The following is a 16,711-nucleotide window of genomic DNA, read 5'->3' on the forward strand; positions in this document are numbered from 1 at the left end:
ATGAGCGGTCTCGAGGAGCTGACGATCGTCGGCACGGGCCTCGTGGCCGGGGTGATGACGTCGACGGTCGGCGTCGCGTCGCTGCTGAGCTTCCCGGTGCTCGTCGCGCTCGGGCTGCCCCCGGTCGTCGCCAACGCCTCGAACACCGTCGGGATGATGCCCGCCGGACTGACCGGCTCGTTCGGCTACCGGGCGGAGCTGCGTGAGCACCCGGCCGTGACGGCCACCGTGATCGCGACCTGCGCCGCGGGCGCCGTCCTCGGCGCCACGCTGCTGCTCGCGCTGCCCGCCGGGGTGTTCGAGGCGGTCGTGCCGTGGCTGATCCTCGGGACCTGCCTGCTGGTCGGCGCCCAGCCACGGATCAGCCGCCGGCTGCGCCGCACGCACGGCGACGCCCCGACCCGGCACGTGCGGCTCTCCCGCGCCACGACGTTCTTCTCCACGCTCGTGGGGGTGTACGGCGGCTACTTCGGCGCCGGCTCCGGCGTCATGATGGTCGCGGTCCTCGGGTTCGGCTCGAACCTGGAGTTCCGGGTGGTCAACGCGCTCAAGACGTTGGCGATCCTGGCGAGCAACCTGGTCGCCAGCCTGATCTTCGTCGTCGTCGCGGACCTGGACTGGACGGCGGTCGGGCTGCTCGCGCTCGGCTCGATCGTGGGCGGGTACGCCGGAGCCCGGGTGGGGCGCCGGCTGAACCCCGGCGTGCTGCGCGCGCTGATCGTGCTCGTCGGCGTCACGGCCGCCCTGTGGATGGCCCGCTAGCCGCCTTCGAGTCCGGGAACATCTTGTCGAACCGGTGGAACAGCCAGTCCGCCAGCCGCGGGGCGACCAGGTTGAGGAGCTCGCCGACGTTGCCGGCGACCGTGTTCACGTGCGGGGGCCGGCGCTCGATGGCGCGCAGGACACGGGCGGCGGCTTGCTCGGGGGTGGCGCCGCGCCCGGCGTACGCCTCCGTGGGCGCGGACATCGCGGTGCGCACCAGCGCGAAGCGCATGTTGGTGAACCGGACGTTGTCGCCGTAGGTCTCCCGCGCGGCGCTGCGACTCCAGGAGTCCAGCGCCGACTTGGAGGCGATGTAGGCGGTGAACTTCGGGGCGCGCATCTGGACGCCCCAGGTGACGATGTTGACCACGTGGCCGTACCGCTGGGCCCGCATCGCCGGCAGCAGGCCGAGCGTCAGCCGGACCGGGGCGAAGAAGTTCACCGCCATCGTGCGCTCGACGTCGTGGAAGCGGTCGTAGCTGAGCTCCAGCGACCGGCGGATCGACCGGCCCGCGTTGTTGACGAGCACGTCGACCGCACCGTGCTCGGCGAGGATCGCCGCGACGAGCGCGTCGACGGCGTCGAGGTCCGTGAGGTCGCACGGGTACGCCGCCGCGCGGCCGCCCGCTGCCTCGATCGACGAGCGGACCCGGTCCAGCTCGTCCGCGCGGCGCGCGACGAGCAGCACGGTCGCGCCCTCCGCGGCGACGGCGCGGGCGGTCGCCTCGCCGATGCCGGACGACGCGCCCGTCACCAGGACGGTGCGCCCGGCCAGCGTCACGCGTCGCGCGCGAGGAGCGGCCACGGGCGGGCCCGCTCCAGCTGGGCGGAGAGCGAGAACAGCGTCGCCTCGTCGTCGGTGCGGCCGACCAGCTGGACCGCGACCGGCAGCCCGTCCGCACCGGTGCCGCAGGGGACGGACGCGGCGGGGTTGCCCGCGACGTTCCACAGCGCGGCGTACGCGATCGACGGCATCGAGCGCAGCGAGGCCGTCACCGTCCCCACGCCGTCGAGCCGGCCGACCTTCGGCGGCCGGTGCGCGATCGTCGGGGTGAGCAGCACGTCGACGTCCTGGAAGACGCGGTTCGCCTTCTCCGACACCTTCTCGGTCTGCGCGAGCGCGAAGTCGAGGACCCGCGGGGTGACCCAGGAGCCGAGCCGGCAGGTCTCGCGGGTCCGCCGCTCGAGCCGGTCGTAGTGCTCGACGAGCTCCGCCTCGGCCCGGATGCCCCCGAGGAACTGCGGCACGAACGCCGCGGTCGGGTCGGGGTAGCGCGGGTCGACCTCGCGCACGTCGTGGCCGAGGTCGGACAGCAGCGCGGCGGTGTCGCGCACCGCCTGCACGTGGACCGGGTCCGGGCGGACGCCGAGGGTCACGGGCTTCGTGGTCCAGCCGACCCGGAGCCGGCCCGGCTCGCGGCCGACGGCGTCGACGAACGGCTCGCCGCCGCCGGCGGTGAAGAGGTCGCCCTCGACGTTGCCGCGGACGACGTCGTAGACGAGGGCGCTGTCGAGCACGCTGCGGGTCAGTGGCCCGGCGGTGCCGAGCGCCCACCACAGGTGCGGTTGGGGCGCGGTGGTGACCCGGCCGCGCTGGGGCTTGAGCCCGAACAGCCCGCAGCTCGCGCTGGGGATCCGGATGGAGCCGCCGCCGTCACCGCCGAGGCCGGCCGGCACCATGCCCGCGGAGACGGCGACCGCCGTACCGCCGCTGGAGCCGCCGGGGGTGTGGGCGGGGTTCCACGGGTTGCGCGTGATGCCGCGCGCGACGGACTCGGTGAACGGGAACGCGCCGAACTCCGGCATCGTCGTCTTGCCGACGATCACCGCTCCCGCGGCCCGCAGCCGGCGCACCACCTCGGCGTCCTCGGCCATCGGCGAGGAGTTGCCCAGGCCGCCGAACGTCGTGACGGTGCCGGCGACGTCGATCTCGTCCTTGATCGCGATCGGCACGCCGTGCAGCGGGCCGACCGGGCCACCTCTCGCCAGCGCGGCGTCGCGGTCGTCGGCCTCGGCGATCGCCGCGTCGACCAGCACCGCCGTGAACGCGTTGAGCTCGCGGTCGCGCTCGTCGATCCGGCCCAGCGCCTGCTCGACCACGCCGCGCGCGCTGACCTCCCCATCGGCGACGAGGCGGGCGGTCTCGGCCACTCCGGCCCGGGTCAGGTCGCTCACGTGAGCAACCCTCGCACGACCCGGAGCCCGACCGACAGTCGCGCCAGGTCGGCGTGCTCGTCGACGCAGATCTCCTGCAGCGTGTCCGCCGCCCGCGGGACGACCACGGCGTTCTGGTCCTCCCAGGCGGCGACCCGGACCGGCGCGGGGTCGTCGGCCGAGGTCGTCGCGAGCGCCTGCGCGGTCAGCTGGGCGTGCACGGCGTTCAGGTCGTCGCGCAGCGCTGCCCGCGCCATCGTCTGCCACCGGTCGTCGCGCGGCAGCGCGAGGATCCGCTGCACCAGGGCGGGCAGCCCGAGCCGCTCGCCCAGCGCGAAGTGCACGCGCGCGACGTCCGCGGGGTCGAGGTCCTCGCGCAGCGCGATCTCCACGATGTTGAGCAGCGTGTAGGCAGGAGGAAGCACGGCGACCTTCGACGCCAGGTCCTCGGGCACCCCCTCGCCCACCAGGCGGTCGCGGCGCTCGACGTACGCCGCCAGCTCGCGGCCGGTCATCAGGTCGGGCAGCTCGGCCATCGCGCGCTGCACCGGGCCGGCGAACTGGTCGACGGTGCCCTGGCTGTCCACCGGGGGCCGGCGGTTGTTGACCAGCCAGCGCGAGGCCCGCTCGACGAGCGTGCGCATCTCGAGCCGCATCCGGGTCTGGACCGCGGCGTCCAGGTTGTTGTCGAACGACATCAGCTCCCGGCGCATCGGCAGGGACCCGAAGATCTCCCGGGCGACGAAGTTCGCCCGCGCGAGCTCGTCGGCGGTGGCGCCGGTCTCGCCGGCGAGCCGGGGCCAGAACGTCATGCCCGCGCCGTTCACGAGGTCGTTGACCACCTGGGTCACGATGATCTCGCGGCGCAGCGGGTGGTCGTGGATCTGCTGCTCGAAGCCGTCCCGGACCGGGTGCGGGAAGTAGGACCGCAGGTCCTGGTCGAAGTAGTGGTCGTCCGGGACCTCGGACTCGAGCAGCTCGTCGGCCAGCACGATCTTGGTCCACGACATCAGCACGGCCAGCTCGGGCGCGGTGAGCCCCTCGCCCTGGTCGAGCCGGCGGCGCACCTCCTTGCGGCTGGGCAGGCCCTCGAGCTCCCGGTTGAGCACCCCGTCGCCCTCGAGCTTGCGCATCCACTCCTCGTGGACGTGCAGCAGGGATGGCGCGTGCGCGACGGCGTTCGCCAGCGCGAGGTTCTGCTCGTAGTTGTCGTGCAGCACCAGCTCGGCGACCTCGTCGGTCATCTCCGCGAGCAGGCGGTTGCGCTGCTTCTCGGTGAGGTCGCCGTCCTTGACGACCCGGTCCAGCAGGATCTTCAGGTTCACCTCGTGGTCGGAGGTGTCCACGCCGGCGGAGTTGTCGATGAAGTCCGTGTTGATCCGGCCGCCTCCCCCGGATGCGCCCTGGAGTGCGTACTCGATCCGGCCGCGCTGGGTGAGCCCGAGGTTGCCGCCCTCCCCGACCGCCTGGGCGCGCAGCTCGCGGCCGTCGACGCGGATCGCGTCGTTCGCCTTGTCACCGGCGTCGGCGTGCGTCTCCTCCGCGGACTTCACGTAGGTGCCGATGCCGCCGTTCCAGAGCAGGTCGACCGGTGCCAGCAGGATCGCCCGCATCAGCTCGGCCGGCGTCATCGTCTCGACCGACGCGTCGATGCCGAGGGACCGGCGCACCGCGTCGTTGAGCGGGACCTTCTTCAGCGAGCGTGGGTAGACCCCGCCGCCCTCGGAGATCACCGTGCGGTCGTAGTCCTGCCAGCTCGACCGCGGCAGCTCGAAGAGCCGCTTGCGCTCGGCGTACGACGCCGCGGGGTCGGGATCGGGGTCGAGGAAGATGTCGCGGTGGTCGAACGCCGCGACCAGCTTGATGTGCTCGGAGCAGAGCATCCCGTTGCCGAACACGTCCCCGGACATGTCACCGATGCCGACCGCGGTGAAGTCCTCGGTCTGGCAGTCGATGCCGCGCTCGCGGAAGTGCCGCCGCACCGACACCCAGGCGCCCCGCGCGGTGATGCCCATCGCCTTGTGGTCGTAGCCGACCGAGCCACCGCTGGCGAAGGCGTCGCCGAGCCAGAAGCCGTAGTCCTTCGCGACGCCGTTGGCGATGTCGGAGAACGTCGCGGTGCCCTTGTCCGCGGCGACCACCAGGTAGGTGTCGTCGCCGTCGTGGCGCACCACGTCGCGCGGCGGCACGGTCTCGCCGTCGACGAGGTTGTCGGTGATGTCGAGCAGGCCGGAGATGAAGGTCTTGTACGACGCGATGCCCTCGGCCATCCAGGCCTCCCGGTCGGCGGCGTCGGGCAGCTGCTTGGCGAAGAACCCGCCCTTCGCCCCGACCGGCACGATCACGGTGTTCTTCACCATCTGGGCCTTGACCAGGCCGAGCACCTCGGTCCGGAAGTCGTCGCGGCGGTCGGACCAGCGCAGGCCACCGCGGGCGACCGCGCCGAAGCGCAGGTGCACGCCCTCGACGCGCGGCGAGTACACGAAGATCTCGTACTTGGGCCGCGGCTCGGGCAGGTCCGGGATCGCGGACGGCTCGAGCTTGAAGGACATGTACGGCTTGGCCGCGCCGTCCGCCGCCGGCTGGTAGTAGTTCGTGCGCAGGGTCGCCCGGATGTGGGTGAGGTACGACCGCAGGATGCGGTCGTGGTCGAGGCTCGCGACGTCGTCCAGCGCCCGCCCGATCCGCTGCTCGACCATCTCCGCGCGGGCCAGGTCGGCCTTCGGGTCGAACCGGATCTCGAACAGCAGCACCAGCAGCCGGGTGATGTCGACGTTGTTGCGCAGGGCCTCCTCGATGTAGTCCAGCGCGAACGGCGAGTTCCCCTGCTTCATGTACTTGGCGTACGCGCGCAGCACCGTCGCCTGCCGCCAGGTCAGCCCGGCCCCCAGGACCAGCGCGTTGAAGCCGTCGATCTCGTTGCTGCCGTCCCAGATCGCCCGGATCGCGTCCTGGAACAGCTCGCGGGAGTTGTCCGGCAGCGCGCGCCCGTACCGCAGCCCGAACTCGTAGATGTACGTCGGACGCTCGAGCCCGTCGAGCTCGTAGGGCCGCTCGTCGACGACCTCGACCCCCATCGACGACAGCATCGGGAGGATCTCCGACAACGACAGCGGCGAGCCGATCCGGTAGACCTTCAGCCGCGCCTCGCCGCGCCCGGCGTCCAGGTCCTCGTACATCGACAGGTCGAGGGCGCTGCCGTCCGCGCCGACCTCGAGGGCCTCGAGCCGGCCCAGGTCGGCGGCGGCGACCCGCGGCGCGAAGTCCTCCTTGTAGGCCTCCGGGAACGAGTCGACGTACCGGCGCGCGAGCCGGGCGCCGACCTCCTCGCCGTACTCCCCCAGCACCGCGATCGTGAAGTCGTCGCGCCACGAGCGGGAGGCCTCGGCCATCCGCCGCTCGAGGTCGGCGGCGTCGACCTCCAGGATCGTCGAGCCCTTCGGCGGGTGCACCACGAAGTGCACGCGGGCCGTGGTGGACTCGGTGAGCCGGACCGTGAACTCGACGCTCTCGCCGCCCAGCCGGTCCTTGAGGATCTGGGAGAACTTCTCGCGGACCGTGGTGTTGTAGCGGTCGCGGGGCAGGTAGACGAGCACCGACACGTAGCGGCCGTAGGTGTCGCGGCGGATGAACAGCCGCAGCTGGCGGCGCTCCCGGGCGTGCATGGCCTGCTCGGCCATCGGCGCGAGCTCGTCGACGGTCGTGTGGAACAGCTCGTCGCGCGGATACGTCTCCAGCGTGTCCATCAGGGCCTTGCCGTCGTGGCTGAACGGCTGGAACCCGATCCGCCGCAGCACCTCCTCGGCACGGTCGCGCAGCAGCGGGATCCGGGTCAGCGACTCGGTGTACGCGGCGCTGGAGTACAGGCCGAGGAAGCGGCGCTCACCGACCACCTCGCCGTTCTCGAACTTCTTGACGCCGACGTAGTCGAGGTACGCCGGGCGGTGCACGGTCGAGCGCGAGTTCGCCTTGGTGAGCACCAGGACCGTCTTCTCGCGCGCCTTCGCGGCGGCCGCGTCGGGGAGCCTGCCGGCGGAGGACGCCATGTCGGGGTCGGCGCGCAGGATGCCGAGCCCGGTGCCGGGCACCGCCTTGAGGTACTCGCCGTCGTCGTGCCGCTCGAGGTGGTACTCCCGGTAGCCCAGGAACGTGAAGTGGTCCTCGGCCAGCCACTGGAGCAGGTCGCGGGCGCGGTGCACCTCGTCGGTGTCGACGCCCTCCGGCGGCTCGGTGGAGAGCTCGTGCACGATGTCGGCGACCTGCGCGTGCATCTTCGACCAGTCCTCGACGGACTCGCGGACGTCGCGCAGCACGCGCTGCACGGCCTCCTCGATCGCGGCGACGTCCTCGCCCTCGGGCAGGCGGTCGATCTCGACGTGCATCCAGGACTCGCGGACCACCGCGTCCATGCCGTCGTGGGTGTCGTTGGGGACGTCCTCGCCCTCCGCGACCGGCCGCACCTCCTGGAGGCCACCGGTGATGTCGCGGGTGACGTCGAGGAGCGGGTGGATCACCAGGTGCACGTCGCGCAGCTGGCGCGACAGCTCCATGGTCAGCGAGTCGACGAGGAACGGCATGTCGTCGACCACGACCTCGACCACCGCGTGGCCGTCGGCCGACCAGCCGTTCTCCGCCGTGGTCGGCGTGAACACCCGCACCCGGGCGGTGCCCTGCGGCCGACTCGCCGCGAGCCGGTAGTGCGACGCGAACGCGCCGTACAGGTCGACGTCGCTGCGCTCGGCGATGTCCTCGATCGCGACGTGCCGGTAGTACGCCCGGATCAGGGTGTCCACGGAGTCGTGCGGCGGCCCCCCGGAGCCCTTCTTGCTGCGGGCCAGCTCGATGGCACCGGACAGGATGGCGGACAGGCCCTGCTCACGCGTCGTCGTTGACACGATCCGACAGTAGGACTCCCCCGCGGTTACCCACCAGTCGGGGTCCGGCATGCCGCATCAGAGTGCGCTGCGCAGGTCCCAGAGGAGCGGGTAGTACTGCACGGGCAGCCGGGAGCGGAGGTACGTCGAGCCGCTCGAGCCGCCGGTGCCGGACTTGGCGCCGATCATCCGCTCGACCATCACCACGTGCCGCGCGCGCCAGCTGGCGGCGAGCTCGTCGTGCTGGAGCAGGGCCTCGCCGAGCGCCCACACGACGGCGTACCGGTCCCGGTCGTGGGCGACCGTGCGCATCGAGGCGGACACCTCCTCGTCGGTGCCGGCGGGCAGCCCGGCCGAGCGGAGCACGGCGAGGAACCCGTCCCACAGCGTGGGCTCGGCGAGCCGGGCGTCGAGGCGCTCCCGCTCGTCCGCGGTGATGCCCTTGAACCGGTCGAGGTACTTGCGGTCCTTCGCGCCGGACAGGAACTCCAGCTCGCGGTACTGCACCGACTGGAAGCCGCTGGCCGGCGCCAGCCGCTGCCGGAACTCCAGGAAGTCCTGCGGCGTCATCGTCTCCAGCACGTCGATCTGCTGCACGAGCACCCGCTCGATCACGTGCACCCGAGTCAGCAGGTGCTGCGCCCACCACAGCCGCCCGCCGTCGACGCCGCCGAGCATCGCGTCGCGGGCCGAGGTCACCTCGTGGAGGAGCTGCTTGAACCACAGCTCGTAGACCTGGTGGATGGTGATGAACAGCAGCTCGTCGTGCGCGGGCGGGTCGGACTCGAGGTGCTGGGAGTCCAGCAGCTGCGGCAGGCGCAGGTAGGAGCCGTAGGTGAGCTGCGCGCCCTGCTCACCGAAGGAGACGAACGTCTCGGAGGCGTCTTCCGGGGTCACGGGACTGACACTATGGCCGTTATGAAGTTCCGACACGAGCTGAGGTACGACGCCTCCCCGGCCGACGTCTTCGAGATGCTGGCCGACCCCGCCTTCCGGGAGGCGTCGTGCGCCGCCCAGGACGTCATCTCCGCCGAGGTGCACCTCGAGCGCGACGGCAACGGGTACTCGCTGACCATCGACCAGCTGCAGAAGACCGACGACCTGCCGTCGTTCGCGCGCACGTTCGCCGGCGACTCCACCCGCGCGATCCAGCGCGAGGAGTGGGAGGACACGACCGGCGGCACGCTGCACATCGACACGCCCGGCAAGCCGTCGCACGCCACCGGCACCATCACGCTCCGGGCGGAGGGCTCGGCGACGATCGAGATCGTCGAGCTCGAGCTGAAGGTGAAGGTCCCGCTCATCGGCGGCAAGCTCGAGAAGCTGATGGCCGAGCAGGTCGCGACCGGCATGGACGCCGAGCACGGGGTCGGCGTCGCCTGGCTGGCGGGTGACCGCTGATGGCGACCACGCTCAAGCACGACCTGGTGTACGACGCCCCGCTGGCCGACGTCGCGGCGATGCTCACCGACGCGCACTTCCGCGAGTCCGTGTGCGAGTACCAGCGGGTGCTCCGGGCCACCGTGCGGGTCGACCTCGGCGACGTCACCACCGTGACCGTCGAGCAGGTCCAGCACGCGAAGGGGATCCCGTCGTTCGCCAGGAAGTTCGTCGGCGACGAGATCGACATCGTGCAGCGCGAGGAGTGGTCGTCGCCGGACTCCGCGGAGCTGCACGTGAGCATCCCCGGCAAGCCGGGCGACATGGTCGGCACCATCCGGCTCAGCGAGTCCGGCGGGCGGACGACCGAGACCGTCGACGTACGGATCAAGGTCAACATCCCGCTGGTCGGCGGGAAGATCGAGGGCCTGATCGCGGACCTGCTCCGCAAGGCCCTCGAGGCCGAGAACACCGTCGGGCGCGACTACCTGTCGCGCTGAGACTCCGGGCCCGGAGCGTCCGGGGAGTCCCGCGCGTCCTGGCGGCGACGGAGCATGATCACCACCGCCAGGAGCAGGAACGGGCCGAAGGCCAGGACCAGGGTCAGGACCTTCTCGGCCGGGTGCAGTGCACCCAGGTGCAGGGGCAGCAGCACGGCGTCCATTCCCGTTATTCTGGCCTCGCCGTCAAGGCCGGTCTGGTCCAGACCAGTCGATCCGGGCCGGTGTCGTGACCGCGCTCACGGTCGCTCGTTCGACCACTCGCACGGGTGGGGAACGGGTCCCCGCCCGATGATCAGGAGGAAGCATGAAGCGAGTCCTCGCCGCGGTGGCCCTGGCCACCGGCGTGTCCCTGCTGGCCGTCGCCCCCGCCTCGGCCGCCCCGTCCGCCTGCCTCGACGTGTCCGTCGACGTCAACGGCACCGGCCAGGCCCAGCACATCTGCCTGCCGCCCAGCTGATCCGAGCGCTCGAGCAGCGAGGCCCCCGCCGCACCAGCGGCGGGGGCCTCGTCGTTCGAGGTGACGGTGCGCCGGCTCAGCCGAGGTACGGGTACCGGTAGTCGGTCGGCGGGACGAACGTCTCCTTGATCGAGCGCGGCGAGGTCCAGCGCAGCAGGTTCACCGCGGCGCCGGCCTTGTCGTTGGTGCCGGACGCGCGGCCGCCGCCGAACGGCTGCTGGCCCACGACGGCGCCGGTGGGCTTGTCGTTGATGTAGAAGTTGCCGGCGGCGAACCGCAGCGTCTCCTGGGCCCACGCGATCGCGCGGCGGTCCTGGGCGATGATCGAGCCGGTCAGGGCGTACGGCGCGATCGACTCCATCGCGTGCACGACCTTCTCGAAGTCGCCGTCGTCGTAGACGTGGACGGCGAGGATCGGGCCGAAGTACTCGGTCGTGAACATCTCGTCGGTGGGGTCGCCGCCCTCGACGACGGTCGGGCTCACGAACCAGCCGACCGAGTCGTCGAGGGTGCCGCCGACCAGGATGTCGAGCTTGCGCGACCGCTTGGCCCGCTCGATCGCCTTCTTGTGCTTGGCGAACGCGCGGTCGTCGATGACCGCGCCCATGAAGTTGGAGAAGTCGGTGGGGTCGCCGACGGTGATCGACTCGACCTCGGAGATCAGCGAGTCCTTCATCCTGTTCCACACCGAGCGGGCGACGTAGGCGCGCGAGGCGGCGGAGCACTTCTGGCCCTGGAACTCGAACGCGCCGCGGATCATCGCCGTCCGCAGCACGTCGGGGTCGGCCGAGGGGTGGGCGACGATGAAGTCCTTGCCGCCGGTCTCGCCGACGATCCGCGGGTAGGAGCGGTAGCCCTCGATGTTGTTGCCGACCTCGCGCCACAGGTGCTGGAAGGTCGGGGTCGAGCCGGTGAAGTGGATGCCGGCCAGGTCCGGGTGCGCGAGCGCGACCTGGGAGACCTCCAGCCCGTCGCCGGGCAGCATGTTGATCACGCCCGGCGGCATCCCCGCCTCCTCGAGCAGCTCCATGGTCAGCGACGCGGCCAGCTGCTGGGTGGGCGAGGGCTTCCAGATCACGGTGTTGCCCATCAGCGCCGGGGCGGTGGGCAGGTTGCCGGCGATCGCGGTGAAGTTGAACGGCGTGATCGCGTAGACGAAGCCCTCCAGCGGGCGGTGGTCGGTGCGGTTCCACACGCCGGGGCTGTTCGCGATCGGCTGGTCGGCGAGGATCTCCCGCGCGTAGTGCACGTTGTAGCGCCAGAAGTCGATGAGCTCGCAGGCGGCGTCGATCTCGGCCTGGAACGGCGTCTTCGACTGGCCCAGCACGGTGGCGGCGTTCAGGCGCTGGCGCCACGGGCCGGCCAGCAGGTCCGCAGCCTTGAGCAGGACCGCGGCGCGGTCGTCGAACGCCATGTCGCGCCAGCCCGGCGCGGCGTCGGCCGCGGCCTTGATCGCGGCGCGCGCGTCGGCCTGCGTGGAGTTCTTCAGCGTGCCCAGCACGTGGTGGTGGTCGTGCGGCTGCACGACCTGGATCTCGGCGCCGCCCCCGGCCTTCCAGCGGCCACCGACGTAGCCGCGCAGGTTCTTCTGCTTCTTCTCGAGCTTCTCGATCTCCACGAGCAGGGCCTCCCGTTCGGGGGTGCCCGGCGCGTAGGTCAGGTTCGGCTCGTTGGTGGGAGCCGGAGGGGTCGTCACTGCATCCATGCTGCGAGCGTAGCGAGCGGCATCGGTAGGCGCCGACTCGGCGCTACTGCAGGCGCACGCAGTGCCGACTCGGCGCGAATGCAGACGCACACAGCGCCGACTCGGCGCGAATGCAGGCGCACACAGCGCCGACTCGGCGCTACTGCAGACGCACACAGCGCCGACTCGGCGCGACTGCAGACGCACACAGCGCCGACTCGGCGCGACTGCAGACGCACACAGCGCCGACTCGGCGCGACTGCAGACGCACACAGCGCCGACTCGGCGCGAATGCAGACGCATCACCTGCACTGGCGCCGACTCGAGGGCTACGGACCTGCACTGGCGCCGACTCGAGGGCTACGGACCTGCACTGGCGCCGACTCGAGGGGCCACGGACCTGCACTGGCGCCGACTCGAGGGGCCACGGACCTGCACTGGCGCCGACTCGAGGGGCCACGGACCTGCACTGGCGCCGACTCGAGGGACTACGGACCTGCACTGGCGCCGACTCGAGGGACTACGGACCTGCACTGGCGCCGACTCGGCGGTCACCGCAGGAGGTCGGGGATCTCCTGGGTGGCGAACCATCCGAGGTCCTCGTCGGGGTCGGCGCCGGCCGGCCGGTCGGCGACGTCGGCGTGCACCGCGGCCACCCGCCGGAGCGGGACGGCCCCGCCCGGCGCCGGCTCCTGGTCGAGCTCCGCGACGACCACCACGCGGCGCCCGGGACCGCCGAGGAGGGCGGTCGAGGCGTCGGCGGCGGTCATCAGCGCGGCGTACTCCGCGTCCTCGCTGTCGTCCTCGGCGACCACGACGTCCTCGGGGACCACGACGACGCCCTCGGCGTGCTGCTCGGCCAGCAGCGCGAGCGTCGTGGGCAGGTACACCCTCACTGCGTGGTCTCCGTCTTGCGCTTGCGGCGGCCGCGCGGCGCGCGGGTGCGCCCGCCGGTGGCCGAGTCGACCAGCTCGTCGAGCGCCTCCTGGAGGCACGGCCCGAGCAGGTCCGCGTCCGGCAGCAGGTCCCGGTCGGCGGTGAGGCCGTAGTAGACGTGCCCGTCGTACGACGTCACCCCGATCGCCAGCGGGTGCCCCTCGAGCAGCGGCGGCACCGGGTAGGTCTCGAGCATCCGCGCGCCGGCGGCGTACAGCGGCGCCTGCGGACCCGGGACGTTGGTGACGCAGAGCTGGTACGAGCGCCGCTCCCGCGCCGCGACGCGGGAGCCGATCGCGTGGAACGTGGCCGGAGCGAACCCGGAGATGCTGGTCAGCCGGCTCGCGGCGACGGCGCGGCCGGTCTCCTTGTGCGCGAGGAACGAGTAGGAGACCTGGTGCAGCCGCACCACCGGGCTCGGCTCCCACACCGGCAGGTCCACGAAGTGCGGGGCGATCTGACTGCCGAGCGAGGTGGCCTCCATCTCGTCGTCGATCACCGAGATCGGCACCACCGCCCGGACCTGGCGGATGCCGCGCATCGACTCGCCCCGCGTCATCAGCCAGGCCCGCAGGGCGCCGGTGACGGTCGCGAGGATCACGTCGTTCACGGTGCCGCCGTGCGCCTCGCGCACCGTGCGGTAGTCGCCGAGGTCGGTGCGGACGGCGATGACCCGGCGCTGCTGGGACAGCGGTCCGACGATCGGCGAGCCCGGGAGCGGCGCGCGGTTCGTGAGCGCGTCGGCGACCCGGCCGACCGAGCGGGCGGCGCCCGCGACGCCGCGCAGCACCGAGCCGGTGGTGCTGCGCGCGGTCGCGGTGACGGTCCCACGTTCGGTCAGGGAGTCGCGGACGGCGCCGGCCATCAGCGACAACGGCGACGGGTCGCCGTGCGGCCGCCACTCGTCGAGGCCCAGCTCCTTGGGCTCGGGCGACGTGTCGAGCAGCACCTGGCCGAGGTCGACGGTGTGCATGCCGTCGACCAGCACCTGGTGGGACTTCGACAGCAGCGCGACCCGGCCGCCGGCCAGGCCCTCGACGAAGTAGATCTCCCACAGCGGCCGGCTCCGGTCGAGGGGTCGCGACACGATCCGGGCGACCAGCTCGCGCAGCTGGTCCAGTGTCCCCGGACGGGGCAGCGCGGACCGGCGGACGTGGTAGCCGAGGTCGAAGCGGTCGTCGTCCACCCACACCGGGTTGGCCAGCCGGCCCGGCACGGTCTGGACGCGCTGGCGGTAGCGGGGCACGAACGAGATGCGCTCCTGCACCAGGCGCACGAGCTCGGCGTAGTCGAAGCCGGAGTCGCCCGGGTCGAAGACCTCGACCGTGGCGTTGTGCATCGGCGTGGAGGGCGACTCCTCCGCCAGGAGGGCCACGTCCCGCGGCCGGAGCCGCTCACTCATGCTTCCGCCTCTCGATCGCCGTCGCCGGACATGGCCGGGGGTGCCCGTCTCGCGGTTGGTACAACATGCGATTCTGTCAGACGTCACGGTCCCGAGCCGAAGGAAGAACGACGATGCGCCGTGCCCTGGCCGCCCTCACGATCCTGCTGTGCGCCGCTCCGCTGGCCGCCTGCGGCGGCTCGGAGTCCGCCCCCGGGGACACGAAGGACCCGAAGGTCATCGACGTCACGTTCAAGGGCGACTCGGTCACGCCGAACGGCGAGCGCGTCGAGGTCGCCACCGGCCAGGACGTCGAGCTGCACGTGACCGCCGACGCGCCCGGCGAGATCCACGTCCACTCGACGCCGGAGCAGGAGCTCACCTACGACAAGGGCGAGACGACCCTGACGATCCACGGCATCGACGCGCCGGGCACCGTCGACGTCGAGTCGCACTCGTTGGACAAGGTCATCGTCCAGCTCGAAGTCCGCTGAGGTGGGCGGCGGAACGGCCGGCAACGGCATCACGCTCGCCCACGGGATCGGCGGGGCCAAGGACCTGCCGATCTCGCCCGAGCTGGCGATCGCCGGGGCAACCGCCGCCCTCGTCGTCTCCTTCACGGTCCTGGCCATCGCGTGGCGCACGCCGCGGTTCGACGCCGCCACCAGCGGCCGCCCGGCGCCGGCGCTCGGCCGGGTCGTCGACTCGGTCGCGTGGCGGGCCACCTGGCGCACCGCCGGGTTCCTGGTCTTCCTCTACACCGCGATGGTCGCGGTGTTCGGCAAGGACCTCGTCATCAACCCGCTGCTCGGGATCTTCTACGTGTGGTGGTGGGTCGGGCTGGTGCCGCTGTCGCTGCTGCTCGGGCCGGTGTGGAAGGCGATCAGCCCGGTCCGCACGATCAACCTGGCGTTCGCGAAGGTCTCCGGCGGCGACCCCGAGCAGGGCATGCTCACCTACCCCGAGCGGCTCGGGCACTGGCCCGCCGCGATCGGACTGTTCGCGTTCGTGTGGATGGAGCTCGTCTACCCCTACTCCACCGAGATCGGGCCGATCCGGCTGTGGTGCGCGGCGTACGTCGCCGTGATGCTGGTCGGCGGCGCCCTGTTCGGCAACACCTTCTACGAGCGGGCGGACCCGTTCGAGGTGTACTCGACCCTGGTCTCGCGGATGTCGGTGTGGGGCCGGCGCCGGACCGAGCACGGCGACCTGCTGGTGATCCGCACCCCCCTGGCGAACCTCGACACCACCCCGGTGCGCCCCGGCCTGGTCGCGGTGATGTCCGTGCTGTTCGGCAGCACGGCGTTCGACTCGTTCAAGGACTCCACGCACTGGATCCAGTTCGTCCAGTCGACCGACACCTCTGCGTACCTGCTCAACAACCTGGGGCTGCTGGCGTTCTGCGTCGGCGTCGGCCTGGTCTTCGCGGCCGGCACGATGCTGACCGGCCTCGGCGACGACCTGAAGCGGTGGCAGCTGCCGGACCTGTTCGCGCACTCGATCGTGCCGATCGTCGTGGGCTACATCGTCGCCCACTACCTGAGCTACCTCGTCGAGGTCGGGCAGCTGACGCTGATCCAGGCCAGCGACCCGTTCAGCACCGGGGCCAACTGGTTCGGCACCGCGAACCTGGGCGTGAGCTACTGGCTCAGCTACCACCCCACGCTGCTCGCGAACGTCAAGGTGATCGCGGTCGTGACCGGCCACGTGCTCGGCGTGATCGCCGCCCACGACCGGGCGATCAAGATCCTGCCCCCGCGGCACCAGCTGACCGGTCAGCTGCCGCTGCTGTTCGCGATGATCGCGTTCACCGTGGGTGGGTTGTACCTGCTGTTCGCGGCGTAGAGGTCGTCGGCGAGCCGGCCCACCGCGCGGCCGAGCGGCGAGTCGCCGACCTCGGTGAGGGTGCGACCGGCGACCAGCGCCCGGTCGACCGTCGGCTGGTCCTCGGGCAGGAAGTGCAGCCCCCGGGTGCGCGCGAAGCCGGCCACCATGCCGGCGATGTCGCGCTCGGACCAGCCCAGGCTGGGGCGCATCCGGTTGACGACCACGTGGGCGTCGCGCCCGCGCTCGGCCAGCTCGACGAGGCCCCGGGCCAGCCGGGAGAGCCCGACGGGGTCGGCGCTGCCGACCACGACCACCTCGTCGGCGACCTCGAGCGCGGCGAGCGTCATCTGGTTGCGGCCCGGGCGGCTGCCGTAGTCGGAGGCCGGGTCGTCCTCGAGGCTGAACCCGGTGTCGACGACCACCTCGGCGTGCTCGCGGGCGACCTCGAGGAGGTGCTCGACCGTGCCGTTGCGGACCTCGACCCAGCGGTCGCCCCGGGGCAGACCGGTGACCACGCTCAGGTGGGCGTCGATGCCGCGCTGCACCGACCCGATCCGCTCCTCGAGCTGGCCCGCGGCGGCCAGCCGCGCCGCGGACAGCAGGCCCGACACCTCGTCGAGGATGCCGAGCTGCTGCGCGACGGCCCCGCCGTACGGGTCGGCGTCGACCAGGACCGTACGCCGTCGGCGCCGCGCCAGCTCGGCGGCCAGCGCCGCGGCCACGGTGGTGCGGCCCGGGGCGCCGGCCGGTCCC

At 72.2% G+C, this 16,711-nt stretch carries 15 protein-coding genes; 6 read left to right on the forward strand and 9 right to left on the reverse strand.

The features are described 5' to 3' along the window. Window positions 1-762, forward strand: a complete 762-nt coding sequence (locus ABD086_RS11320) for a sulfite exporter TauE/SafE family protein (protein ID WP_343907635.1) — start codon at window positions 1-3, stop codon at window positions 760-762. Here ABD086_RS11320 and ABD086_RS11325 read toward each other — a convergent pair. Genes ABD086_RS11325 through ABD086_RS11340 form a run of 4 tightly spaced genes read right to left on the reverse strand, consistent with a single transcriptional unit; the run spans window position 734 to window position 8,687 of the window. Continuing rightward, on the reverse strand, window positions 734-1,567 hold the full coding sequence (locus tag ABD086_RS11325; RefSeq protein ID WP_343907636.1) for an SDR family NAD(P)-dependent oxidoreductase: 834 nt from the start codon (window positions 1,565-1,567) through the stop codon (window positions 734-736). The two genes, ABD086_RS11320 and ABD086_RS11325, sit on opposite strands and share 29 nt — an antisense overlap. After that, the gene (locus tag ABD086_RS11330; RefSeq protein WP_343907637.1) at window positions 1,540-2,937 is read right to left on the reverse strand and encodes an amidase; all 1,398 of its coding nucleotides are present in this window, start codon (window positions 2,935-2,937) and stop codon (window positions 1,540-1,542) included. Before ABD086_RS11330 ends, ABD086_RS11325 begins: the two co-directional genes overlap by 28 nt. Continuing rightward, window positions 2,934-7,811: an NAD-glutamate dehydrogenase gene (locus ABD086_RS11335; RefSeq protein ID WP_343907638.1), complete on the reverse strand. Its 4,878-nt coding sequence runs from the start codon at window positions 7,809-7,811 to the stop codon at window positions 2,934-2,936. Before ABD086_RS11335 ends, ABD086_RS11330 begins: the two co-directional genes overlap by 4 nt. 57 nt (window positions 7,812-7,868) lie before the next feature. After that, window positions 7,869-8,687 carry a tryptophan 2,3-dioxygenase gene (locus ABD086_RS11340; RefSeq protein WP_343907639.1) on the reverse strand — a complete coding sequence of 273 codons (819 nt, stop codon included), beginning with the start codon at window positions 8,685-8,687 and terminating at the stop codon, window positions 7,869-7,871. A 21-nt stretch (window positions 8,688-8,708) separates the two neighbouring features. Here ABD086_RS11340 and ABD086_RS11345 point away from each other — a divergent pair, with 21 nt between their 5' ends. Together ABD086_RS11345 and ABD086_RS11350 are read left to right on the forward strand one after the other, a co-directional pair. Further along, complete coding sequence (locus tag ABD086_RS11345) at window positions 8,709-9,191, forward strand: DUF2505 domain-containing protein (protein ID WP_343907640.1); 483 nt, start codon at window positions 8,709-8,711, stop codon at window positions 9,189-9,191. Next, window positions 9,191-9,670, forward strand: a complete 480-nt coding sequence (locus tag ABD086_RS11350) for a DUF2505 domain-containing protein (protein WP_343907641.1) — start codon at window positions 9,191-9,193, stop codon at window positions 9,668-9,670. Before ABD086_RS11345 ends, ABD086_RS11350 begins: the two co-directional genes overlap by 1 nt. Here the strand turns inward: ABD086_RS11350 and ABD086_RS11355 are convergent. Next, window positions 9,655-9,834, reverse strand: a complete 180-nt coding sequence (locus tag ABD086_RS11355) for a hypothetical protein (protein ID WP_343907642.1) — start codon at window positions 9,832-9,834, stop codon at window positions 9,655-9,657. The genes ABD086_RS11350 and ABD086_RS11355 overlap by 16 nt on opposite strands. Window positions 9,835-9,977: 143 nt before the next feature. Between ABD086_RS11355 and ABD086_RS11360 the strand changes: the two genes are divergently transcribed. Then, on the forward strand, window positions 9,978-10,130 hold the full coding sequence (locus tag ABD086_RS11360; protein WP_343907643.1) for a hypothetical protein: 153 nt from the start codon (window positions 9,978-9,980) through the stop codon (window positions 10,128-10,130). 76 nt (window positions 10,131-10,206) lie between these two features. On the opposite strand, the gene pruA is transcribed toward ABD086_RS11360, so the two are convergent. From pruA to ABD086_RS11375, 3 genes are all read right to left on the reverse strand, one after another. Beyond that, the gene (pruA, locus tag ABD086_RS11365; RefSeq protein ID WP_343907644.1) at window positions 10,207-11,835 is read right to left on the reverse strand and encodes an L-glutamate gamma-semialdehyde dehydrogenase; all 1,629 of its coding nucleotides are present in this window, start codon (window positions 11,833-11,835) and stop codon (window positions 10,207-10,209) included. Between the two features lie 530 nt (window positions 11,836-12,365). Next, the gene (locus tag ABD086_RS11370; RefSeq protein WP_343907645.1) at window positions 12,366-12,710 is read right to left on the reverse strand and encodes a DUF6912 family protein; all 345 of its coding nucleotides are present in this window, start codon (window positions 12,708-12,710) and stop codon (window positions 12,366-12,368) included. After that, entirely contained in the window at window positions 12,707-14,152 is a 1,446-nt protein-coding gene (locus ABD086_RS11375) for a WS/DGAT/MGAT family O-acyltransferase (protein ID WP_343907646.1), read from the reverse strand. Before ABD086_RS11375 ends, ABD086_RS11370 begins: the two co-directional genes overlap by 4 nt. 113 nt (window positions 14,153-14,265) lie before the next feature. Between ABD086_RS11375 and ABD086_RS11380 the strand changes: the two genes are divergently transcribed. Both ABD086_RS11380 and ABD086_RS11385 read left to right on the forward strand, forming a co-directional pair. Further along, window positions 14,266-14,625: a hypothetical protein gene (locus ABD086_RS11380; protein WP_343907647.1), complete on the forward strand. Its 360-nt coding sequence runs from the start codon at window positions 14,266-14,268 to the stop codon at window positions 14,623-14,625. Window position 14,626: 1 nt separating this feature from the next. Continuing rightward, window positions 14,627-15,976 (forward strand): hypothetical protein, encoded by a 1,350-nt coding sequence (locus ABD086_RS11385; RefSeq protein WP_343907648.1) that lies wholly within the window; start codon window positions 14,627-14,629, stop codon window positions 15,974-15,976. On the opposite strand, the gene ABD086_RS11390 is transcribed toward ABD086_RS11385, so the two are convergent. Then, the coding region (locus ABD086_RS11390; RefSeq protein WP_425571597.1) for a MinD/ParA family ATP-binding protein at window positions 15,907-16,711 on the reverse strand (805 nt) is incomplete at its 5' end. The two genes, ABD086_RS11385 and ABD086_RS11390, sit on opposite strands and share 70 nt — an antisense overlap.

Origin of the sequence: Nocardioides aquiterrae, from assembly GCF_039526625.1 — a bacterium.
GTDB lineage: Bacteria > Actinomycetota > Actinomycetes > Propionibacteriales > Nocardioidaceae > Nocardioides > Nocardioides aquiterrae.